Raw genomic sequence first — 23,508 nt, 5'->3', positions numbered from 1 at the left:
TAATGTTATTCATATAATATTTAACAAATAACATGCCACCTATTAAAGTACAGTATTGTCTTTATCAGGTAAAGCCCTTACATTAATATCGCGCTGGGGAAAGGGAATTTCAATACCTTCTTTGTCAAACTCAATTTTTGTGTTCTCCTTAAAGTCAGATAACATCTGCCAGAAATCTGCATTTGTAGCCCATACAAACATCTGGAAGTTAACCGAGCTGTCAGCCAAATCTTTAATACGTATAACGGGAGCAGGATCTGCCAGTATGGTTTTGTCCATTTCTATGATACGGGCCAGTACACTTTTTACATGCTTGATGTCGCTATTATAGGCTACGCCAATAATCAGTTCTGCTTTACGTATCGGCTCTTTAGAGTAGTTTTTAATATTTCCGTTAGAAAGAGCACCATTAGGTATATATACCACCTGATTATTTGGTGTAAGCATACGGGTATATAAAATTTGTATTTCAGTAACGGTACCGCCTTCGCCCTGTACTTCTATAAAATCGCCAACCCTGAAAGGTTTAAACAAAATTATAAGTATGCCGCCTGCAAAATTAGATAGTGAGCCCTGTAACGAAAGGCCTATTGCCAAACCTGCCGCACCAATAACGGCAACAAATGCAGAAGTCTCTACACCCAACGCGTTTACTACCATTATAAAAAGGAAAATCCTCAACACCCATGTAAGCAGGTCCATCATGAATTTTATCAGGGTAGGATCCATATCCTGCCGGCGTGTCATGATACGCTTCATGAACCACCTGAAAAACTTAATGGCAAATATGCCTATTATAAGTATGACAAGTGCCTTTAATAAATTCGGGAAAAAATCGACAAGGCTTTCACTGAGCCTTTCTAATGCATCATTAAAATCGTTCATTTTTAATATTTGGGTTTAACATCATTCAAAGCTTCTTCTATAGTAGAAACCGGCAAATTACAAGCCTTATTCTTACAAACATAAAACATTAAAGTATCTTTAACAAAGCGGTTTTTAACAAATGGGATATCGGTTTCTGCCATGCAGCCTGCTTTTATTACGTGGGGCAGATATTCTTTATTAAGCTCTTTTATTGCATTTTCTGCCTTATCCCCACATACGGCGAGCTCCCTGTTGTCTTCCGAAAGGCTAAGCCACAGGTTTAGCCAGTTAGAAAAAGCCGAAGGGTAATCCAGCGATGGCAGTATATGATACAGCATTTGCAGTGCAATTTTCTCATAGTGGCTATTGTCATACAGCAGGCTCAGCGTGTAGAGTACATTTGCCATAACCGAATTGGAGGCAGGTATTACATTGTCTTCAGTTTCAAAATGCGGGGCAATCAGTTTTTCCCCTTTAAGCGAATTATATGCAAAAAATTGCTGCCCCTCATCATAAAAATTTTCAAGGCAATAATCGGTAAGCTGGCGTGCATACGTTAGCCATTTTTCATCTAGGGTGGCTTCATACAGCCTGATTAGCGCCTGTGCTGTAAGCGCATAATCTTCAAGGAATCCTTCTATTTTCGCCGTTCCGTTTTTGAAAGTCCGCCACAGGTTACCTTCAGGGCTCCACATCACTTCTGTGATGAAAACAGCATTTTTAAGGGCGGCATTAAGATATTCCTCCTTGCCCAATGCCATATAGCAGTCTGTGTAGCCTTTTAGCATAAGCGCATTCCATGATGTAAGTACTTTGTCATCAAGCCGTGGGCGTTGCCGTTTTTCACGCTCTGCAAACAGCAGTTTTTCCCATTCGTGTTTTTTGTGCCTTAATGCTTCTTCAGTAATGCCTGCATTCTGCGCCAGCTCATTTAGCGGAAGCGTTTGTATAAGCACAAACTTGCCGTCTTCCCAATATCCTGTTTCATTAATATTGAATACAGTGGCAAATAATTCAAAGTCACTACCGAGTAAATCTTTCAGTTCCTGCTTTTCCCAAACATAAAATGCTCCCTCCTCTAAATGATTTGCGGCAGTAAGGCTGTCAGCATCCAGCGCACTGTAAAAAGCCCCGGATTCGTGTGTCAGCTCACGCTTTACAAAAGCCAGTGTTTTTTCTATGACTTCTTTGTAAAGCTGGTTTTTTGTGCGTTTATAGCCTTCGGCATAAAGGCTCATTAACTGCCCGTTGTCATACAGCATTTTCTCAAAATGCGGCACGTGCCAGCGCATATCTACAGAATAGCGCGAAAAGCCCCCGCCAACAGTATCAAAAAGCCCGCCCCATGCCATCCGGGTGAGGGTAAGGTCGGTAATGGCTAAAATATCGGGCCTGTTTTCCTGATAGCCGTAGCGCTGCAAGAAAAGGTAATTATCAGGCAGCATAAATTTTGGGGCACGTGCATAACCACCATACTCATCGTCAAAACTGCGCGCCCATTTTTCTATAATCGCCTTCATGTTGTCAGGGTGGGGTATAGGGCCTTCTTCAGTGTTGCCTACAGGTATCATAGCCTGCACACCTGCATGAAGCTTTTCGGCGTACTCTACTACTTTTTCAGGCTCACTTTTAAAAAGCTCCTGTAGTTGCTCTAATGCAGAGATCCAGTTTTCCTTTCGGAAGTACGTCCCGCCCCAAACGGGCCTGCCGTCTGGCAGCAGTACCACATTCATGGGCCATCCGCCCTGCCCGGTCATTAACTGAACCGCTTTCATATAAACAGCATCTACATCGGGCCGCTCTTCGCGGTCAACCTTAATCGAAATAAAATTACTGTTCATTACTTCTGCTACTTCATCGTCCTCAAAGCTTTCATGCTCCATCACATGGCACCAGTGGCAGGCCGAATAGCCAACACTTAAAACAATAAGCTTGTTCTCCGTCTTTGCTTTTTCAAGCGTAGCTTCATTCCATGCTTTCCAGTGTATAGGGTTGTTGGCGTGTTGTAACAGGTATGGGCTGGTTTCTGTAGAAAGTTCGTTCATCAGGCGTATATTTTATAACGTAAAGTTAGGCAAAACACCTGTGGGAGCAATAGAAATACCACAACTTAACAGGGCACTAATGTATAAGCAAAAGTGAAGTAAATTATAATATATCATATTTTGATATATTAGTAAAATAAAAAAGCCCGCTGTTAGCGGGCTTTGTGGTACCTCCAGGAATCGAACCAGGGACACATGGATTTTCAGTCCATTGCTCTACCAACTGAGCTAAGGTACCGTTGTTATTGCGGGTGCAAATATAGAACCATTTTTATATTATCCAAAACAAATCTCAAAAAAAATGTATTCGTATCTTTGCGCCGATAATCAAACAAAGATGCTTTTAGCCGTAGATGTAGGCAATACAAAAATTAAAGCCGCTGTATTTGAGGATGATGCTCTTTTAGAGAAATTCATTTTCGACAAAAACGACAGCGAAAAAAAAATTGAAAAAATTTTTTCAGGCTATCCCGGTTTGGCAGATTCTGTGCTTTCTTCGGTGGGTGCAGGGCATAATGAAGTAATTTCGGTGCTCCAAAAATATTCGTGTGTAACAGTTATAAACCATCAGTCAGTTTTTCCTTTTCAGAATCTTTATGAAACACCCCAAACGCTGGGTATAGACCGTATGGTGCTTTCTGCGGGGGCAGCACTCCTATACCCCCAAGAAAATAAACTTGTTATTGATGCGGGTACCTGCGTTACTTATGATTTTACAGATAGCCAGAACAGGTATCACGGTGGTGCCATATCGCCGGGGCTGAAACTGAGATATGAGGCCATGCATAATTTTACAGCAAAACTTCCGTTGTTATACCCGGAAATACCGGCGCATTATACCGGCAATACCACAAAACAGTCGATGCACTCGGGTGTGGTTAATGGCCTTTTGTTTGAAATTGAGGGTTTTATAAATCGATATGTGCAGGATTATGGCAGTGTTACTGTTATACTTACCGGGGGCGATGCCGAATTTTTGGCTGTACGGTTAAAAAACACCATATTTGCCAATTCAAATTTCCTGTTGGAAAGCCTGAATAAATTATATACTATACAAAACAAACATGATTAAAAAAGTTATTATAAGCTGTTGCTTGGTTTTCTCTGTCTTAGCGTTTGCACAGGAAAGAAGTGCCTCTCCTTATTCGTACTACGGAATTGGCGATATGACATTTAAAGGCACGGTAGAAAACCGCAGCATGGGGGGCTTGGGTATTATTCCCGACAGTATTCACGTAAACCTGCAGAACCCCGCATCATACAGCTCGCTTATTTTCACTAACTTTACCGTTGGCGGTAGCTCTAGTACCACCACATTTAAAACTGACAATGCTGAAAGCAATTCGAACAGGACAACGCTGGATTATCTTGCTGTAGGTGTGCCTATCGGCAAAAAAATTGGTGTGGCTTTCGGGCTTATGCCATATAGCGATGTTGGGTATAAGATAGAAAATACTGTAAACAACGGTGAGTTTGAAGAGTACAGGAGGTTTCAGGGCAGCGGCGGGCTTAACCGCGTTTTTGCCGGTGTTGCCTATAAAGTCCTACCTCAGTTAAGTGTGGGTATAGACGGGCAATATAACTTCGGGAATATAGAAACAAAATCTATTGTGGCGTTACCTAATGTTCCGGTGCAGTATCCCACAAGGGAAATAAACGATTCTGAGTACAATGGTTTTTCATTTAATGTCGGCCTGATGTACCAGGCAAAACTGAACGGCAAATATGACTGGTTTACCAGTGCCACCTTTACACCACAGGTTACCCTTGCCGGTAGTACCGAAAGGCAATATGCAACAATTACTTATGCCAACTCAGGTGCCGAACTTATAGTTGATGAGGTTACCGTTTCTGTAGGGAATGATGATGTTAAGCTGCCTTCAAAATTTACGTTTGGTACTGGTATTGGTAATAAAACAAAGTGGTTTGCCGGTGCCGAATATACCTTCAGGCAAAGCAACGAACTTGGCAACAGGTTTGATAATGTTACATCGGCAGGTTTTGAAAGTGGCCATAAAATAGCGTTAGGAGGTTATTATGTGCCAAACTACCAGTCGTATAACAACTATCTTAAAAAGATAACATACAGGGCAGGCCTTAGGTTTGAAAAGACAGGGCTTGTAGTAAATAATGAGAGTATTAACGATTATGGGCTTACACTTGGCCTTGGGCTGCCGCTACCTTACCTTACGAGTAACCTGAATATGGGGGTTGAGTTTGGAAGGCGCGGTACAACAAACGCCAACCTGATACAGGAAAATTATGTAAACTTCTTTGTCAGCTTTTCACTTGGCGACCGCTGGTTCATCAAGCGTAAGTATGACTAATAAAATTGCAAATCTATGAAAATGAATAAGGTTCTGCTAACGGTACTTTCATTCTTTTTGGCTTTAGCCGCAAACGCGCAAAAGCAGGAAGAATGCAAGAAAAAGTTTGAAAGCTATGAGGCACTTGTGCTAAACAGAGATTATGATGCTGCCGCACCGCTGCTGAAGGACCTTATTAAAGAATGCCCTAAGTATAGCGTTGATACTTATTTGTATGGGGAAGAAATCTATAAAATAAAGGCTGAATCATCGCGCACACCCGAAGATAAACAGGCTAATATTGATACGCTTTTAACCCTGTATGCCGATTATGAGAAAAATTTTCCGGGTAACGGCAGTGTGGTAAGGAAAGCGATGTTGATGAAAGAGCATAAGCTGGCAGATGATGAAGAAGTGTTTAAAGCACTAGATGGCTTTTATACCACAAACAGGAAGAAGTTTACAGATTATGATGCCCTGCAGGAGTATTTTATGCTGTACCTGAAGCGCTATGAAGCGGGTGATAAAAACATAACAGGTACTGACTTTATCGAAAAATATACTGGAATTGCAGCACAGGTTACGTACGCCCGCAATATGTTTATAGCTGAAAAAGCAGCCTTGCAGGACAAGCAGGAAAAGGAGCCGCTTACCCGCAGGGAAAAACAGTTCCTAAAAAATGCCGATAATTTCATTAATGCCCTTAGCGCTGTTCACCAGAATATAGATAAGCTGTCGTCAAACTATGTGTCATGCGAATCGCTTGCCGACTATTACGGAAGCCGTTTTGAAGAGCATAAGGATGATGCGGCATGGCTGGAGTCTGTTGCATCCGTTCTTTATGAAAACAAATGTTACAGGGAAGATGTTCTGTATAATACAGCAGTAGCATCATATAAAAATAACCGCACTGCGGCAACTGCTTTCAGGGCGGGAGATGTAACATTAAAGAAAACTAAAAAAGACGAGGCAATTGGTTACTTTGAAGATGCCATAGCTTTGGAAACCTCACCAAGCCGCAAAGCAGAACTGTATATGCATATTGCAGGTATTTACCGTAATATTGATAAAGGAGAGGCAAAAAAATATGCATTAATGGCTGCGTCTGCCAATGCTAAATCAGGTGAGCCTTATCTTTTCCTTGCAGAATTATATTCGTCTGTAGGCAGCAGGGATTGCGGCCTTAATGATTTTCAGCAAAAAGCACTTTTATTTAAAGCTATAGACATGGTTAATAAAGCTGCCGCTGCAGAGCCCAAATATAAGCCAACGGCACAGGCGCTTGTTAAGCAGTATACAGATAGGCTTCCCAACAAAGATGAAGCTAAGGCGGCGGGTTATAAAAAAGGTGACGAAGTGCAGTATGGCTGCTGGATAAACGAAACGGTTAAACTGCCAAAACTGTAATGATGAAGCAGGCCCTACGCTTTTTTTTACCTATAGTTGCAGTACTGGCTATACTTGCATCCTGTGACAGCGATATTAAAGATGTGCAGCGTATTAATACCGTTGAATTCAGTCCGCAGGTGAGGGCAGAAAATGTAAACCTGAAATATACCGATTCAGGAAAGGTAAAGGCTATTTTGGTTAGCCCACTGATGCTCGACTTCAATAACCTTAAGTATGGTTTTAATGAGTTTCCTAAAGGGGTTCATGTTACGCTTGTAGATGAAGGCGGTAAAAACAGCTATGTAGAGAGCGATTATGCCATTAACTATGCCGACACCGACCTGATTGACATGCAGGGCAATGTAAAGATTACCTCGTCTGACGGCAAAGTGCTTGAAACAGAGCAGCTGTACTATGACCAGAAAAATGAGTGGTTTTACACCGAAAAATATTTTAAGCTGTATGATCCGGAAAACGGCAGTTACCTTGAAGGGCCGGGTATCGACTTTAGTAAAGACTTTAAAGTAGTTAACACCCAACGTAACCGTGGTGAAGCCAATAATGTCGACAGCAGCGATTTATAATAAATTTATTTAAATAAAAATGGGTTATCTTAAAATAGTAGCATATCTTTATCTTGTTGCTGCTGCCTTTTTGGTTTATGAGGGTATATCATCTTTAAACGCAGGCGACAGCAGTAATGGAATTGTTATGTTTTTACTTGCCCTTGTGGCATTGTTTATGTTTTTCTTCAGGCTTAGGTATGCAAAAAAGTGGGCAGACAGGAAAAAAGATAATTAAACCGTAGCGCATGGAGGCTGCGGTTATCATACTTTGCCTGTTACTTTCAGCCTTTTTTTCGGGGATGGAAATTGCTTATGTTTCCTCTAACAAGGTTTACCTGGGTGTAGAAAAAAGGCAGGCCAACCTTATTTCCCGTATCTTAACCCGTTTAACCGAAAATCCCGTTCAGTTTATTACGGCTATGCTTGTGGGTAACAGCATAGTTTTGGTAATATATGGGTATTATATGGGGCAGGTAGCCCTGCGGTGGATGGATGCCTTCGGGTGGCACTTTCCGGTTTTTTATGAAATACTACTGCAAATAGTAATTGCACTTTTTATAATATTGCTCACGGCAGAATTCCTTCCAAAAGTATTTTTTCAGATATATGCCAACACGCTGATAAAGTTTTTCGCTTTGCCGGCTTATATCTTTTATTGCCTTTTTTACTGGGTGGCACTTTTTGTTATTAAACTCTCTGATTTTATACTGCTTAAAATTCTCCGCACAACAGGCGATACCCGAAAGGCTTACTTTACAAGGGGTGAGCTGGGCAATTATATTTCCGAGCAGATGAACGGCGTGGACGAAGAGGAAGAAGTAGATTCTGAAATACAGATGTTTCAGAACGCTCTTGAGTTTGCCGACCTTAAAGCTCGTGAAGTGATGACACCGCGCACCGAGATTGCTGCAGTAGAGCTTAATGACAGCATCGATGAGCTAAAGCAGCTTTTTGTAGATACAGGCTATTCTAAAATGGTGGTTTATGCAGAGACGCTTGATAATATAGTCGGTTATATCCACTCTTTCGAATTGTTCAGGAAACGCGGCAGCATCAGGGAGATGATGATAAGCATTGAGTATGTGCCGGAGACGATTTTTATTAAAGAACTTTTGGGCATCCTTACCCGTAAGCGCAAAAGTATGGCGGTGGTTCTGGATGAATATGGCGGTACCGCGGGCATCATTACAATCGAGGATATTATTGAGGAGCTTTTTGGTGAAATTGAAGATGAGCATGACGAAGAGGAAGAACTGGTAGAGCAGGAGCTGGAAAATGGTGAATGGCTTTTCTCTGCAAGGCTTGATGTGCAGTATGTAAATGAGGAGTATGGCCTCGAAATTCCGGAAACAGATTCTTATGCCACACTGGGTGGTTTTGTTGTACACCACGCTAAAGAAATACCTAAAACAGGAGAACGCATACAGTGCGGCAGTTTTGAAATAACAATAGAGGCGGCTTCGTCAAAAAAAATAGAACTTCTAAAAATAAGGCACCTCAGGGAGCAGTAAAAAACTTTCGAAAATATAAGGTCACTTCTTTTATTATTAAAGAGATAATTGTATTTTCGCCCACTGAATTTTAAATTAATAATCAATAAAATGGCGGTTTTATCAAAAATTAGGGAGCGTTCCCTGCTACTGATACTGGTGATAGGCCTATCACTGCTTGCATTTATAGTTACTGATGTTATAAGCAACGGTGGCTTTGGCGTTACTAAAAATATAGGTAGCGTAAACGGTGAAGACATACCTGCCCAGGAATTTATCCAGAAGGTAAATGATGTACAGGCAAGGCAGCGTGGCATTAGTGCAACACAGGCTACCAACATGGTTTGGAACCAGGAAGTAGAAAATAAATTGTACAGCGAACGTTTCGAAAAAATAGGCCTAAGGGTTGGTAAAGACCACGTTTATAATATGTATGCGCAGGATCCTTCTGTAGCACAAAACCCTCAGTTCCTTAACGCTATAGGCCAGTTTGATAAAAATAAGTTTAATGAGTTCCTTGTAAACATGAAATCCACTAACCCTGACCAGTGGAGGATGATTGAAAGGAATATGCCGCTTGTAGAGGATGCAGCTAAAAAACAGCTTTACCTTACTATGGTAAAAGCAGGTATGGTTGCCACAAACCTTGATGCAAAAGCCAAGCATAAGCTGGAAAATGATAAGGTAAACTTTGATTACGTATTTGTTCCTTATGCAACTATAAATGATGATGAGGTAAAAGTTTCTGATGAGGAAATTACTGCCTACATGAAGAAGAACGAGAAAAAATATAAGGCAGAGGCTTCTCGTTTTGTAGAATACGTGCTTATAGAAGATAAGCCATCTGCAGAAGATGAGGCTGAGCTTAGGAAAAGTGTTAACGAAATACTTTCTCCGAGGGTTGTTTACAATGAGCAGACAAAAGCTAACGATACTATAGCAGGCTTTAGGGGCGTAGCTGATGTAAAGGATTTTGTAAACAAAAATTCTGATGTAGCATATGATACTACATTCGTAACCAAAAAGAGCCTTCCTATAGATCATGCAGAGCAGATATTTAACCTGCCTGCAGGTGAGGTTTACGGGCCTTATACTGACAACGGTTACCTGAAACTGACAAGGGTTGTGGGCAGAAGGCCGAATGCAAGTGCTAAAGTGAGCCACATACTTATAGCTTTTGACGGAAGCAAATCTCCGGGAGAACATAACAGGACTAAAGAAGAAGCTCAGGCTAAAGCCAATGAAATACTACAGAAAGTAAATGCTAACCCAGGTTCTTTTGCACAGCTTGCCGCTGAGAACAGTGATGACCCGGGTTCTAAAAATAATGGCGGTATTTATGATGATGTAATGCCGAAACAAATGGTTCCTGAGTTTGACAAGTTCCTTTTCAACAATCCAGTTGGTAAAACCGGAGTTGTAGAAACTGAGTTTGGTTTCCACGTTATGAAAGTGCTTGATAAGTATGATGCTGTTCAGCTTGCTACAATCGCTAAAGAAATACGTCCGTCTGAAGGAACAAGTGATGAGCTTTTCACCAAAGCAACCAAACTTGAGATGGATGCAGCCGATAAGCCGCTTGAAGAACTTGCAAAAGCGCTTAACCTTGAGGTTAAAACGACCAACAAACTTGGTGCTTATGATGAGAACATACAGGGCTTAGGCCAGCAAAGGCAAATTGTTAGCTGGGCATTTAACAAAGATACTGAAGAAGGAGATGTTAAGAAATTTGACGTTCCTGAAGGATATGTTATAGCAAAGCTAAAGAGTAAGAACGAGAAAGGCTTAATGCCGCTTGATGAAGCTAAAAATACTGTACTGCCTATACTTAGGAATGAGAAGAAAGCTGCCCTTATCAAAGAAAAGATGAAAGGCGATACGCTTGAAGCGGTAGCCAAGTCTTCTGGCTCAAGTGTTGCTTCAGCTACGGATGTTACGCTTGCAGCACCAATGGTTCCGGGTGTAGGTTCTGAGCCAAAAGTTGTAGGTAAGGCATTCGGTCTTGGCGAAGGCAAAACATCAGGCCTTATAGAAGGTAATATGGGTGTATTTATGGTGAAAACCAAGAATGTAACCAAAGCTGCCGAGCTGCCGAACTATAATGCAGTTGCCACAAGGCTTAAAACAGAAAGCAGGGGCGGTGTACAGTTCAGGCTTACCACAGCGCTTAAAGACAATGCTGATATAGAAGACAACAGGGCTGAATTTAATCAGTAATATGTTGTGACATACTATAAAAAAACCACTCGCAAGAGTGGTTTTTTTGTTTATAAGATCATGTCCTTATAGGGGAGTATAGTAGTATATCCTTTAGCTTCAAAATAAGGATGAGGTTCTTCCGGAGAAGCGGCAAGTATAAAGTCGCCACCCCATGCACCCAGGCTTTTAAGGCTGCCGTCAAAATCAGGAAACAATTGTTGCTTTACGGTTTGCTGCCCTAATGCATCGCTCATTACAGCTTCATGCTCATCAATAAGGCTCCTGAAATCATTTAAAGTGGCTGCGTTATATATAGCTTCCGTTAGTTTGCTGATAGTGTCTGTAAGGCTTCTGTTTTCGGTTCTTTCCCTGTAGGCAGCTATTGCGTTACGGCTGTCCTGCTTTTTGTTAAGGTAAATAAAATACAGGTTATCCCTAAAGTCAGGGCTAAAATCTGCAGTATTTACAACAGGTTTTCCATTTTTAATTTCGTAGAAAATAGGGGTATTATTTGCTGCACAGGCAATATCATAGCCACTGCCCCCAAAGCTTTCCCACAATAAGCTGTAAGGATCAATGCCAAACCACATTGCCACGTTATTGATAAGGGTAGAGGAAGTGCCAAGCCCCCACGAGCGGGGAAAGGTTAACCTTGTTTCTGCTGTAAAGCCGTGTTGCAGCACACTCGGGTTCATGCCGTGTGCGGTGTGCAGAATTTTTGTGAGCCTCTGGCTTACTGTATTATCGCTTTTACAGGTATTACTGATAATATCATTTATTGGCAGTATATCTTCATACCAAAGTGAACCATCAGCGTCAAAACTGTTCCACTCTATGTAGGGTTTACTATTTGGCTCAATATCCAGATACTGTCCAAAACGTGTAGGTAAAGCAAGGGCTTTTGCCCCGTCAAGCACTGTATATTCCCCTGTTAAAAGTAGTTTACCGTTACTGTAAAAAGTCTTTTTCAATAAGTGTCGGGTTTACTTTTCTTAAAGTTTCTATATAATCTGCGACTGCTGCGTGCGTTACTGTGTTGGTTTCGAAGTGTTTGGCAGCTTCAAGTTTTTCGTCATCTGTCGCTTTCAGTTGGTTCAGTATGTTCATCAGGTGCATTTTCATGTGCCCCTGCTGTATGCCTGTAGTGGTTAAAGAGCGCACTGCGGCAAAGTTTTGCGCCAGCCCGGCAACACCAACAATCTGCATAAGCTCTTTTGCAGAAGGCTTGCCCAGCATTTCAAGCGAGAATTTTACAAGCGGGTGTAGTGAGGTTAAACCGCCAACAGTACCCAATGCTAACGGTACATCTATCCAAAACCTGAAAATACCATTTTCTATCGTGGCGTGAGAAAGGCTCGAATAGCTGCCGCTTTTAGAGGCATAGGCGTGCACACCGGCTTCTACCGCCCTAAAGTCATTACCTGTTGCCACTACAACCGCATCAATGCCGTTCATTATCCCTTTGTTATGGGTAACTGCCCTAAAGGGTTCTGCTTCGGCTATTTTTATGGCGGTCACAAATTTTTTGGCGAATACTTCGGGGTCTATATCTTTTTCAACGGTAAGTTCTTCTACAGGGCAGTTCACCTCGGCACGTACCACACAGCCCGGCACATAATTAGAGAGGATGCTCATTATTACCTCTATGTCCTCTTCATCAGATGTAAAGCCACTGTAGGCCGCAGCTTCCTCTTTCAGTATTTTGGCAAAACGCTCCAGGCACGAGTTAATAAAGTTAGCCCCCATGCTGTCCACTGTTTCAAAAGTGGCATGCAACTGGTAATAATTTTCAAGGATGTTAGTCTTATCTCGAAGCTCAATGTCTGTAATTCCGCCACCTCTCTTTTCCATATTCCTGGTAAGTTCGTGGGTGCCGCTAATCAGTTTTGGTTTTATAGCTTCAAAAAAGGCTTGCAGCTTGGTGGTATCTCCGGTGTACATAAAATGTACCTGGCCTATTTTTTCGGTACCGAGTATGGTTGCCTTGAAGCCACCACGTGCCGCCCAGAATTTGGCAGCCTTAGCTGCTGCGGCTACCACAGAGCTTTCTTCCACCGCCATTGGCAGGATGTACTCTTTGCCATTTATTACAAAATTAGGTGCAACACCCAACGGCAGGTAAAAGTTGGTTATGGTATTTTCTATAAATTCGTCATGGAGTTTCTGCAGTTCAGCATCATTATTCCAGTATTTTCGTACTAATGCTGCCGCCTCTTCCGGATTGGCAAAATATTCTTTCGCAATCCATTCTATTTTTTCGTCTTTTGCAAGCTTAGAAAAACCTGCTATTGCTTTACTCATTATCAGTTGCTTATATGTATGCAGGCTGCAAAGATACGCCATAGGTGGCGCATTTGCCAAAATAAAAACCTGTTGCTGAAAACGCAATCCTGCATTTAACAAAAAAATCGTCCGCTAATTCACAAATTTTTATTAAAATTGGGAGTTTTTTACCATCTGCAAAATGAATAACATTAAAATAACCTTTTTTTTATTTTTACTGTCGGCGGCACCTCTTTTTGCCCAACAGAAAATAACCCTTGAAGAAATATGGACAGGTGCTTTCCGCACCCGCAACATGGACGAACTTCAGGCACTTAAAAATACAAATCATTACACTGTACTGAACACTGACTGGAAGTCGCGGACAGCACAAATTGACTTGTACGATTTTGCAACGCTACAAAAAGTGACTACACTGATAGATTCTAAAAATCATCCAGAATTGCAGGGCGGCATAGACAGTTACATATTTAGTCCTGATGAAAAGAAGCTCCTGATTGCTGCTAATTCTGAGCCAATTTTTCGCCATTCGTTTGTTGCAGACTATTTTGTGTATGACATAGCAGCCAAAAAGCTAACCGCCCTTGTTGATGAAAAAGTGCAGGAGCCTACATTTTCTGCCGATAACAGCAAAGTGGCCTATGCATATAAAAATAATTTATATGTAAAAGATTTAGCTTCGGGCAAGGTTACACAGATAACAAAAGACGGCAGCGTAAACGCTGTTATTAATGGAATTACTGACTGGGTGTATGAAGAAGAGTTTGCTTTTGTAAGAGCTTATGACTGGAATGCAGCAGGCGATAAAATTGCTTTTATCCGTTTTGATGAAACAGATGTGCCGCAATTTACAATGGAGTATTACAACCAGGGCCTGTATCCGCAGCCTTATACTTTTAAATACCCAAAGGCAGGGGAGGAGAACTCTAAAGTTTCACTTTACATATATGATGTAAAGAACAATACTACAAAAAAAATAGACCTTAGCGCTTTTAACCCTTACTACCTGCCGCGCTTAAAGTGGACCAAGGATGCGCAAACATTAAGCGTACAGGTTATGAACAGGCACCAGAACAACCTCGACCTTGTTTTTGTTGATGCCAACAGTGGCGTTGCAACAGGAATACTTAATGAAACCGATAAAGCCTATATTGATATTACTGATAACCTTACTTTTCTTAACGACAACAGCTTTATCTGGACAAGCGAGAAAGACGGCTACAACCACATTTACCACTACGGCAGTAATGGCAAGCTGATAAAGCAGGTAACAAACGGCAACTGGGAGGTAACTGCCTATTATGGGTTTGATAAAACAAGCGGCAACATATATTACCAGTCGGTAGAAAATGGCTCTATTAACCGTGATGTGTACCGTATTGGCATTAATGGCAAAAACAAAGTAAGGCTTACGCCGCTAACAGGTACCAACAATGCTACCTTTAGCCCTAAGTTCGATTACTTTATAAATTCGTATTCAAGTGCAACAGTACCGGTTACTTACACGCTCCACAACTCTAAAGATGGTAAGCTGGTAAAAGAAATCCTCGATAACAAAGCTCTTACAGAAAAGCTAAAACCTTATAACCTTCCTAAAAAAGAATTTACAGTTATCAAAACAGATAAAGGGCATGAACTTAACGTGTGGATTATAAAGCCCGCCGATTTTGACTCTTCAAAAAAATACCCATTGTTCATGTACCAATACAGCGGCCCGGGTTCGCAACAGGTAAATAACGACTGGAATGGCTATGACGACTATTGGTTCATGATGCTGGCGCAACAGGGTTACATAGTAGCCTGTGTAGATGGCAGGGGTACAGGCTTTAAAGGAGCCGATTTTAAAAAAGTTACTTATAAGCAATTAGGCAAATATGAGGTTGAAGACCAAATAGATGCAGCAAAAACGCTTGGGGCTTATGAGTATATAGATGAATCGCGCATTGGAATCTTCGGGTGGAGCTACGGCGGTTTTATGTCTTCTAACTGCCTGCTTAAAGGTAATGATGTGTTTAAAATGGCTATTGCGGTGGCACCGGTTACCAACTGGCGTTTTTATGACACGGTTTACACAGAGCGCTACATGCAGACGCCGCAGGAAAACCCTTCGGGTTATGATGAAAACTCGCCGATAAATCATGTAAGCAAGCTTAAAGGCGCATACCTGTTAGTGCACGGCTCTGCAGATGATAACGTGCACCTGCAAAACACCATGCTTATGGTAGAAGCGCTGGTGCAGGCCAACAAACAATTCGACTGGGCTATTTACCCTGATAAAAACCACGGAATTTACGGCGGCGCAACAAGGCTGCAGCTATATACCAAGATGACTAACTTTATTAAAGAAAACCTGTAAATGAATACAACTGCTTCGCTGGAAGAAATCCAGAATTTTAAGGGCAAATATCCTAAACAGCTTTGGGGATTGTTCTTTTCAGAAATGTGGGAACGTTTCTGTTTTTATGGTATGCGTGGTGTTTTAACCTACTTTATGATTACCCACCTGGTACTCGAAAATGGAGAACACATGCAGGAAAGCCAGGCCAACTTGCAATATGGCGCTACGCAGGCTTTTGTATATGCTTTTACATTTATAGGCGGTTTGTTTGCAGATAAAATTTTAGGTTTCAGGAAGTCGCTGTTCTGGGGAGGTATCTTAATGATTGTGGGTAGTGCCATCCTGGCTTTTGACCCTTTCCCTGAAAGTAATTTCTTTTTAGGTATCAGTTTTACAGTAGTAGGTACCGGTTTCTTTAAGCCAAACATCTCTACAATGGTAGGCTCACTTTACAAAAAAGGAGATTCAAGGAGGGATGCAGGGTTCTCGCTTTTTTATTCGGGTATTAACATAGGGGCACTATTGGGTGGCTATGCCTGTATTGCAATCGGTAAAGGGCAGTTATTCTCCGGTTTCATACCTGCAGAATATACATGGAATGTTGCCTTTGGCCTTGCAGGTGTTGTAATGACAATAAGCCTTATCACTTTTATCTTTACTCAAAAAACACTTGGGCCTATTGGCTTATCGCCATTAAAGAGCCAGCACAATAAAGTAAAAGAAATCCCTGAAATAGAGGGTATAGGTACCGTAGAGCCAGAACCAACCACCGTAAAAAGAAAAATTAAGTCAGGGAAGAACTGGTATGAGTATGCTGTTTACCTGGGTACGCTTGCGGTAGTTCCTGTAATTATGGCAATGGTAGCCAAAACAGAATATACCGACTGGTTTATGTATATAATAGGCCCTGTTACCCTTATCTATCTTGTTTATGAAATGAGCAAGCATAGCTGGGCAGAAAGCAAAAAACTGATAGCCGCACTTATATTCATACTATTCTCAATCGTATTTTGGGCATTCTTTGAACAGAGTGGGGGGTCACTCAGTATTTTTGCCGCGCAAAACTTAGATAATACCGTTTTAGGCACTATGACCTTAGACCCTAACGGTGTAAATAATGCCGCAAACTCTGTATTTGTAATTATTTTTGCACCGCTTGTTGGCCTTGCCTGGATTGCAATGGCAAAAAAGAAAATTGAGCCTAATTCAGTTATAAAATTCGGACTTGGATTTATTTTTCTTGCAGGCGGCTTCTATATTTTCTACCTTACACGCTTTTTCGAGGTTATTGCCGGTTCGGGCATAGCCAGCCTAGATGTTTTTGTACTTGCTTATTTTGTAATAACCTTTGGCGAATTGTGCCTTTCACCGATAGGCCTGTCGTTAATGACCAAGCTGTCGCCGCAAAGGCTGCAGGGGGTAATGATGGGTATGTGGTTCCTGGCAAGTGCATACGGGCAGTATGTGGCAGGTATATTGGGTGCAGGCTTATCTGAAGCAGGAGAGAACGACTCGCTGCCGCAAAAGCTGGCTACTTATACCGATGGCTATAAACAACTGGCCATTTATGCATTAATAGCCGGTGTGGTGCTGATTGTTATTTCGCCTATTGTTAAAAAACTGATGCAGGACGAAAAGTAGAAACTAAATTTTTTTGAATCAATATATATACTATGTCTACAACAACTTCAAATGATTTTTTTAAATCCAATGTTTTAGGGCATCCGGCAGGGCTGTTTGTGCTGTTCTTTACCGAAATGTGGGAACGTTTTTCGTATTACGGAATGCGTGCCCTTTTGGTACTTTTCCTTATATCTTCAATTGCTGACGGCGGTTGGGCATGGCCTGAGGAGAACGCACTTGCTTTATACGGAACCTATACTTCGCTTGTTTACCTTACAACCATTATGGGTGGCTATATGGCCGACAGGTATCTGGGCTATCGTTGGGCTGTTGTAATAGGTGCCCTTTTAATGACGTTGGGGCATGCCAGTATGGCTGTAGAAACGCCTATGTTTCTTTACATCGGTATAGGGCTTCTTATATTCGGTAACGGTTTCTTTAAACCGAATATGACATCTATAGTATCTTATATGTATAAAGACCATCCTGAAAAGAAAGACGGTGCTTATACCATATTTTATATGGGTGTAAACGCAGGTGCCTTTTTGGGTATTATGCTTTGCGGATATATCGGTGAGCAGGTAAGCTGGAGCTGGGGCTTTGGCCTTGCCGGTATCTTCATGTTTTTTGGTATGCTGCAATTTTACTTTACACAAAATATTTTTGGCAATATAGGCACCAAGCCTACCGCTGCCGAACAGGCAGAAAGGAAAGTAGCTACTGATGGAGATAAGCGTGTACCGTTTACCAATTTTGACCTTACACTTATAGTAATATCGCTTTTGCTTGGCCTTGTGTGGATACTTAATGACCCGTATTCTAAAATCAGCGGCAATAATTTACTTGATTTTACAGTTGGTTCGCTTGATGGTTCTAACTTTACCATCATACTTGGTGTTGTACTTTTCGTTATACTACTGGTAAGCAGGCTTACACGTTATGCAACAGTTACAAGAGACAGGCTTATTGCCGTAACAATTTTTGCCTTCTTTACTGTTTTCTTCTGGGCTTCGTTTGAGCAGGCAGGTGGCTCTATGACCATTTTTGCTGAAAAATATACCCAAAGAGAATTAACAGGCAGCACAGCATCTGTATTTAAGGTTATAAATGCTTTGCTAACAGTTGTCCCTCTTATCATTATAACCTATGTATTAGGTAAATTGTTCGGCCAGACATTTAAAAAATATCCGGTAGGTAACAGTATTCTCGGATTCAGTTTTGCAGTGATCTGGGGTGTTGTTATCTGGATGCTGTACCGCGAATTCACAAAAGATGAAACGGTTGTTGCCGCTTCCTGGTTTGGTATATTAAACTCATTCTTTATCATTGCTTTTGCTCCTATGGTGTCTAAAGTATGGGAGAGTAAATATAACCCGCCCGCAGCATTTAAATACGGGCTTGGTCTTTCATTATTGGGTATTGGCTTTGCCTCCCTGGCTTATGGAGCTTCTACACTTACCGATGGTGGTGATATAAAAGTGAGTATGGTATGGCTTATTTTTGCTTACCTTTTCCATACACTGGGCGAACTTTGCCTTTCTCCTGTAGGGCTTTCTTATGTAAGTAAGCTGGTACCTGCCAGGATGATCGGTATCATGTTCGGTATCTGGTATCTTGCTATTGCCATTGGTAACAAAACAGCAGGTACTATGGGAGGTATGATTAATACAATTACCGAAAAGTATTCATTATCAACGTTTTTCCTTATCTTTACCTTTGTGCCTATAGGCCTTGGTATATTGGTAATGATACTGCACCCGCTGCTTAAAAAGCTGATGCACGGTGTTCGTTAACATGCTTTGGCATCCTTTTTGAAAAACTAATACTATAAACTTAAATAATATGAAAAAACTGTTATTAATACTCTTTGTTGCATTAGGCACAGTTGCTGCCCGGGCACAGGAAATAAAATGGATGACACTGGATGAAGCGCTTGCCGCGCAGAAAAAAAATCCGAAGCCTATATTTATGGATGTATATACCGACTGGTGCGGGCCATGCAAAATGCTGGATAAAAATACATTTCATGATAAGACCGTTGCCGATTACATTAACGCTAATTATTATGCGGTAAAATTTAATGCAGAAGGCAATGATGATGTTAACTACATGGGTAAGAAATATGCTAACCCGAATTATGTTGCCGACAGAAGAGGCCGCAACAGTGTACATGAGTTTACGCTGTTCTTAAAAGTGCGTGCTTATCCGTCAATGATAATTTTTGATAAAAAAGGAAATGTAAAAGAACCCATTATCGGCTACCACACTCCGGAGCAGTTAATGGAGGTGCTTAAAGCAAAAGCATAACATTTACCTTATAGTATAAGATCCCTTTTCGGCAGTAGCATGAAAAGGGATTTTTCTTTTCTGGCAGGTTACCTGCCAGCGGCTCACGTAGCTTTTATAATTGGTCGCGTCTGCAACTACCACAGCCGGTTTAAGGCTGTCCAGCGTGCGTTCAAGGTTTATTTTAGGCGATTGTGTCAGCAGTAGTAAATCTGCCCGCATATTGCCTGTATAAGCGCCGGTACTGTCTAATATGAGTATTCGTTTACCGTTGTGCCAAAGCAGGTTTTCAAGCGGCCTGACTTCTGTGTTATCTGTAAAATTACCTTTAGTGTAGCTTTTCGCATTCCTATTAGAAGCGGCAAGACTGTCTGGGCTGAAAAAAGTAATAGCTTTCCCTTTCTTTTTAGCAATGAGGCTATGCTCCAAGTTATGAAATATAATAGTCTCATCTAAATTATCTGCCTGCCATTTAATTACTATATAGCTTACCTGAAATACCATTACAGCAGCCAGGAGCGCAACAGTACGTGTATAGTTCTTCTTAAACATCCATGACACGGTGCATAGTATAAGTATGTACATGCACACCATCAGCAGCAGGTTAAAAGGTATGTCTTTTATAGTGAAAGTGCTGAAAGAAGCAACCCATTCGATAAAAGAATTCATTACTTCGGTAATAAAACCTAATACCTTACCTAAAAGTGCTGCAGCATCCGCCCGGATGAAACCTAATATAATCACTGCTATTCCTACTATTAATAAAACGGTAGAGAGCGGTATGACCACAATATTGGCAAGAGGGAACAGCAGCGGGAACTGGTTAAAATAATACAGGCTCAGCGGTAATACGCCCAATTGCGCCACTATGGATACCGCTACAAGCTGCGTAAAGTAATTAATTGCTTTATATTTAGATGGTTTTATTCTCGAATAAAGAGGCTGCATCCACACAATTGCAAAAACTGCAGCATAACTTAGCTGAAAGCCTGCATCAAACAAAAAAGAAGGCTTAGCTAAAAGCAATACAAGCATTGATACCGCTAATGAGTTGAATGTATTTGTATTCCGGTTTATGTATTGCCCTATGCTCACAAAGCTGAACATTACCACTGCCCTTACTACAGATGCCGATAACCCGGCAATTATGGCAAAGCTCCATAGTACTGTTAGCATGGCGAGTAGCCTTAACAGCTTTCCCTGATTTCTAAAATACCGAAGTGGCTTTAGCAGCAGGTTAAGTATATAAAACAGTATGCCTATATGCAGCCCTGATATGGCGAGTATATGGATAACACCCGCATCTATATAATTTTGGTTCAGCTCATTGTCGATATCCTGCCTTTGCCCTAATAATAGCGCTTTTAGAACATTGGTGACCTGCGCACTGTAATGCTGCTGCTCTAATTTTTCTGTTAGAGTGTTACGTAATGTGCCAACGTAGTAATCAAAATTATGTACCTGCCCTTGCTGTATAAAATTATCTTTCAGCTTTACCTGATGGAAAACACCCTGCTTTTCCATATAACTGGCATAGCTAAATTGGTACGGATTCATTGAGACATAAACAGGCTGTGGTGTTGCAGCGATATAAAGTATATCTCCAGCATTATAAATATTTCGGAGGCTGTCCTTAGGTACAGTAACAAGCAGTTTTCCTGTGGCCGCTTTTTTATCTACCGACTGAATCTTAAAGTAATACTTCTCGTTGTAATCATTGGGTTTGAGCCGTTCTGATATATAGCCTTTGATTATAGGTATATCCTGCTCATTCAGCATCGTAGCGTAATGAGTGGGGTTGTTTGGAGGATAAGCAAGTGTAAATGCAGAAAGCCCAATGCAAAGAGCAAATAAAAGTGCAGCTAACGTAAACCACGGCTTTTGCAGCAACTGCTTTTTAGAGATAACATAAGCCGCTAAAAGTAATACAATATTTACAGCAAAAAATAGTAGTGCAGCCTTAATACACGGCCTAATTAAATCTGCTGAAAAGATGCCTGCGGCTACAAAAAAAGTAAGTGGAATAACAGGATATTTCAATACCTTCATGTGTGTGTGATATTGAAATTAGCTGTGCGTTTTTATCAGTCCTGATTAAAAATCGTCTTCAATAACGCGGTTTGCCTGAACGAAAGTCTTATCATAATACGTTTCGCTCATAGAAGATACCACAACGCCGAGCTGTAATGTAGCGTGTATGAATTTTATCTCGCCATCTTCGGTAACTTCGGTTACAAGGCCAACGTGGTTAATGCGTTTCCTCCTCGGGTTGTTGTCAAAGAAAAGCAGATCGCCCTTGCGTACATCGCTAAGGTCTATCTTTCTGCCTGCCTTTGCCATTTCATACGAACTTCTTGGTAATGAGATATCAAAAATATTGAAGGTGGTGTAAACCATACCGCTGCAGTCCATCCCGTCTTTTGTAGTACCGCCCGACCTGTAGTTAACACCTTCAAATTCCATTGCGTTGTTTACAATCTGCATGGCGAGGTAGTTTTCATAAGGTGCAGGAATGTAATCCGGATCCGGCCTTTGGCTCTCCGTTACCCTTTTCTTTTTCTTCTTCTCCTTTTTTTCTGTTACTGCGTCTTGCTGTACTTCAGGTGCAGCTTCTGCAACATTATCGTTATTTGTAGTAGTAATTACAGGCTGTGCGGGGCCTTGTGTAGGTTTTGAAGGTTTTTCTGTAGCAACTGCTACAGCATTATCGGTGCTATTTTCCTTTTCAGAATAAGAGTATATTCCTTTTTTCTGTGCCTCTTTTTTTGAGGTTACAATTTGTGCTGATGTTGTGAATGATACCATCATCAGGAAAAACAGGGATAGGGGCAGGAGTTTCTTCAAAACTTTATCTTTTCAAATTCAACACGGGTTTTTGCAAATATAAATAATTTTTGTGTTGAAATTAACAAACTATGTTAAATGTTTGAAAATGAGGCCTGCCGTTGTAGCACTTGCGCCGGCGCCACCCAGCTTTTCTTCCAGTAAATCATAATCTTTCAGCAGCTTTTCACGATGTGCAGGGTTAAGTATTTTTTGCAGCTCCGCTTTCAGGTTTTTGGTGTTAAATTCATCCTGAATAAGCTCTTTAACCACTTCTCGATCCATGATGAGGTTAACTAATGAGATGTATTTAAGCGTGATGATACGCTTTGCAATCTGGTAAGACACCCAACTGCCTTTATAGCATACCACCTCCGGTACTTTAAAAAGAGCTGTTTCTAGTGTTGCGGTACCCGATGTAACAAGTGCGGCATGGGCAACACTCAGCAAATCATAAGTGCGGTTACTTATAAAATGGATATTTTTGTTGTTCAGGAACTGTTTGTAAAAATCATATTCCTGGCTGGGCGCGCCGGCAATTACAAACTGGTAATCAGGAAAGCTATCGGTTACAGAGAGCATCACACTCAGCATTTTACTGATTTCCTGCTTGCGGCTGCCGGGCAGGAGCGCAATTACAGGCCTGCTGTCTAAACTAAATTCTTTTTTAAAGGCTTCAGTATCCGTAGCCTGGCGGTTTTGTATGGCATCAATCAGCGGGTGCCCAACAAACTCAACAGGGAATTGATGTTTCGTTTCATAAAAGTCTTTCTCAAACGGCAGGATGATATACATTTTATCCACATCGCGCTTAATAGCTTTTATGCGGTTTTCTTTCCATGCCCATATTTGCGGCGATATATAATAATGGGTTTTAAAACCCTGCAGCCTTGCCCACTTGGCAATGCGCATATTAAAACCGGGATAGTCTATAAACAATATTACATCAGGCTTAAAGCTCAGTATGTCTTTTTTGCAGAATTTTATATTCCCTAAAATAGTGCGCAGGTTTTGTACTACTTCTGCAAAGCCCATAAAAGCCAGGTCACGGTAATGTTTAACAAGGGTGCCGCCAATATTCTGCATAAGGTCTCCACCCCAAAAGCGGATTTCCGCATTAGAGTCAATCCTGTATATCTCCTTCATCAGGTTACTGCCGTGCAGGTCGCCCGATGCTTCGCCTGCTATAATGTAATATTTCATGTGCTTAATTTACACTTCAAAAATAACATTAATTTATTGAGGGTACTATATAAAAAAACAGCCTGTGCTAACACAGGCTGCCTAAACTAT

The 23,508-nt window shown here is 41.3% G+C and carries 18 protein-coding genes and 1 tRNA gene; 11 read left to right on the top strand and 8 right to left on the bottom strand.

Annotation, left to right across the window (positions count from 1 at the left end):
• Nucleotides 1-42 precede the first annotated feature (42 nt).
• From KJK34_RS08575 to KJK34_RS08565, 3 genes are all read right to left on the bottom strand, one after another.
• The gene (locus tag KJK34_RS08575) at nucleotides 43-885 is read right to left on the bottom strand and encodes a mechanosensitive ion channel family protein (protein ID WP_223053448.1); all 843 of its coding nucleotides are present in this window, start codon (nucleotides 883-885) and stop codon (nucleotides 43-45) included.
• Between the two features lie 2 nt (nucleotides 886-887).
• Nucleotides 888-2,912 (bottom strand): thioredoxin domain-containing protein, encoded by a 2,025-nt coding sequence (locus KJK34_RS08570; RefSeq protein WP_223053447.1) that lies wholly within the window; start codon nucleotides 2,910-2,912, stop codon nucleotides 888-890.
• Nucleotides 2,913-3,077: 165 nt separating this feature from the next.
• Nucleotides 3,078-3,150, bottom strand: a tRNA-Phe gene (locus tag KJK34_RS08565).
• A 99-nt stretch (nucleotides 3,151-3,249) separates the two neighbouring features.
• On the opposite strand from KJK34_RS08565, the gene KJK34_RS08560 reads away from it, so the two are divergent.
• The 7 genes from KJK34_RS08560 (at nucleotide 3,250) to KJK34_RS08530 (ending at nucleotide 10,880) form a co-directional block, all read left to right on the top strand.
• Complete coding sequence (locus tag KJK34_RS08560; protein ID WP_223053446.1) at nucleotides 3,250-3,984, top strand: type III pantothenate kinase; 735 nt, start codon at nucleotides 3,250-3,252, stop codon at nucleotides 3,982-3,984.
• Nucleotides 3,977-5,239, top strand: a complete 1,263-nt coding sequence (bamG, locus tag KJK34_RS08555) for a BamG family beta-barrel-assembly machinery protein (RefSeq protein ID WP_223053445.1) — start codon at nucleotides 3,977-3,979, stop codon at nucleotides 5,237-5,239. Before KJK34_RS08560 ends, bamG begins: the two co-directional genes overlap by 8 nt.
• Nucleotides 5,240-5,254: 15 nt before the next feature.
• Nucleotides 5,255-6,625: a tetratricopeptide repeat protein gene (locus KJK34_RS08550; protein WP_223053444.1), complete on the top strand. Its 1,371-nt coding sequence runs from the start codon at nucleotides 5,255-5,257 to the stop codon at nucleotides 6,623-6,625.
• A 2-nt stretch (nucleotides 6,626-6,627) separates the two neighbouring features.
• Nucleotides 6,628-7,191: an LPS export ABC transporter periplasmic protein LptC gene (gene lptC, locus KJK34_RS08545; RefSeq protein WP_223053443.1), complete on the top strand. Its 564-nt coding sequence runs from the start codon at nucleotides 6,628-6,630 to the stop codon at nucleotides 7,189-7,191.
• 19 nt (nucleotides 7,192-7,210) lie between these two features.
• Nucleotides 7,211-7,408 (top strand): hypothetical protein, encoded by a 198-nt coding sequence (locus KJK34_RS08540; protein WP_223053442.1) that lies wholly within the window; start codon nucleotides 7,211-7,213, stop codon nucleotides 7,406-7,408.
• A 10-nt stretch (nucleotides 7,409-7,418) separates the two neighbouring features.
• Entirely contained in the window at nucleotides 7,419-8,684 is a 1,266-nt protein-coding gene (locus tag KJK34_RS08535; RefSeq protein ID WP_223053441.1) for a hemolysin family protein, read from the top strand.
• Nucleotides 8,685-8,774: 90 nt separating this feature from the next.
• Nucleotides 8,775-10,880: a peptidylprolyl isomerase gene (locus KJK34_RS08530; RefSeq protein WP_223053440.1), complete on the top strand. Its 2,106-nt coding sequence runs from the start codon at nucleotides 8,775-8,777 to the stop codon at nucleotides 10,878-10,880.
• A 50-nt stretch (nucleotides 10,881-10,930) separates the two neighbouring features.
• Here KJK34_RS08530 and KJK34_RS08525 read toward each other — a convergent pair whose 3' ends face one another.
• Nucleotides 10,931-11,833, bottom strand: a complete 903-nt coding sequence (locus KJK34_RS08525) for a GYDIA family GHMP kinase (protein WP_223053439.1) — start codon at nucleotides 11,831-11,833, stop codon at nucleotides 10,931-10,933.
• Nucleotides 11,811-13,163 (bottom strand): hydroxymethylglutaryl-CoA reductase, degradative, encoded by a 1,353-nt coding sequence (locus KJK34_RS08520; protein ID WP_223053438.1) that lies wholly within the window; start codon nucleotides 13,161-13,163, stop codon nucleotides 11,811-11,813. Before KJK34_RS08520 ends, KJK34_RS08525 begins: the two co-directional genes overlap by 23 nt.
• A 163-nt stretch (nucleotides 13,164-13,326) precedes the next feature.
• Between KJK34_RS08520 and KJK34_RS08515 the strand changes: the two genes are divergently transcribed.
• The 4 genes from KJK34_RS08515 to KJK34_RS08500 are packed head-to-tail and all read left to right on the top strand — an operon-like array spanning nucleotide 13,327 to nucleotide 19,413.
• Nucleotides 13,327-15,501, top strand: coding sequence for a S9 family peptidase (locus tag KJK34_RS08515; RefSeq protein WP_223053437.1), 2,175 nt, complete (start codon nucleotides 13,327-13,329; stop codon nucleotides 15,499-15,501).
• Nucleotides 15,502-17,124 carry a peptide MFS transporter gene (locus KJK34_RS08510; RefSeq protein ID WP_223053436.1) on the top strand — a complete coding sequence of 541 codons (1,623 nt, stop codon included), beginning with the start codon at nucleotides 15,502-15,504 and terminating at the stop codon, nucleotides 17,122-17,124.
• A 32-nt stretch (nucleotides 17,125-17,156) separates the two neighbouring features.
• Nucleotides 17,157-18,899, top strand: a complete 1,743-nt coding sequence (locus tag KJK34_RS08505) for a peptide MFS transporter (protein ID WP_223053435.1) — start codon at nucleotides 17,157-17,159, stop codon at nucleotides 18,897-18,899.
• Nucleotides 18,900-18,948: 49 nt separating this feature from the next.
• Complete coding sequence (locus KJK34_RS08500) at nucleotides 18,949-19,413, top strand: thioredoxin family protein (protein ID WP_223053434.1); 465 nt, start codon at nucleotides 18,949-18,951, stop codon at nucleotides 19,411-19,413.
• Between the two features lie 3 nt (nucleotides 19,414-19,416).
• Here the strand turns inward: KJK34_RS08500 and KJK34_RS08495 are convergent, their stop codons facing one another.
• The 3 genes from KJK34_RS08495 to lpxB all read right to left on the bottom strand — a co-directional run bounded on the left by KJK34_RS08495 (nucleotide 19,417) and on the right by lpxB (nucleotide 23,418).
• Nucleotides 19,417-21,441, bottom strand: coding sequence for a ComEC/Rec2 family competence protein (locus tag KJK34_RS08495; protein ID WP_223053433.1), 2,025 nt, complete (start codon nucleotides 21,439-21,441; stop codon nucleotides 19,417-19,419).
• Between the two features lie 45 nt (nucleotides 21,442-21,486).
• Nucleotides 21,487-22,236 (bottom strand): C40 family peptidase, encoded by a 750-nt coding sequence (locus KJK34_RS08490; RefSeq protein ID WP_223053432.1) that lies wholly within the window; start codon nucleotides 22,234-22,236, stop codon nucleotides 21,487-21,489.
• 69 nt (nucleotides 22,237-22,305) lie between these two features.
• Nucleotides 22,306-23,418, bottom strand: a complete 1,113-nt coding sequence (gene lpxB, locus KJK34_RS08485; protein WP_223053431.1) for a lipid-A-disaccharide synthase — start codon at nucleotides 23,416-23,418, stop codon at nucleotides 22,306-22,308.
• Between the last annotated feature and the right edge of the window lie 90 nt (nucleotides 23,419-23,508).

This window comes from Flavobacterium coralii (assembly GCF_019891545.1).
GTDB classification, from domain to species: domain Bacteria; phylum Bacteroidota; class Bacteroidia; order Flavobacteriales; family Flavobacteriaceae; genus Flavobacterium; species Flavobacterium coralii.
The sequence above is the reverse complement of the archived record's forward strand: the minus strand, read 5'-3'. Positions and strand labels throughout refer to the sequence as shown.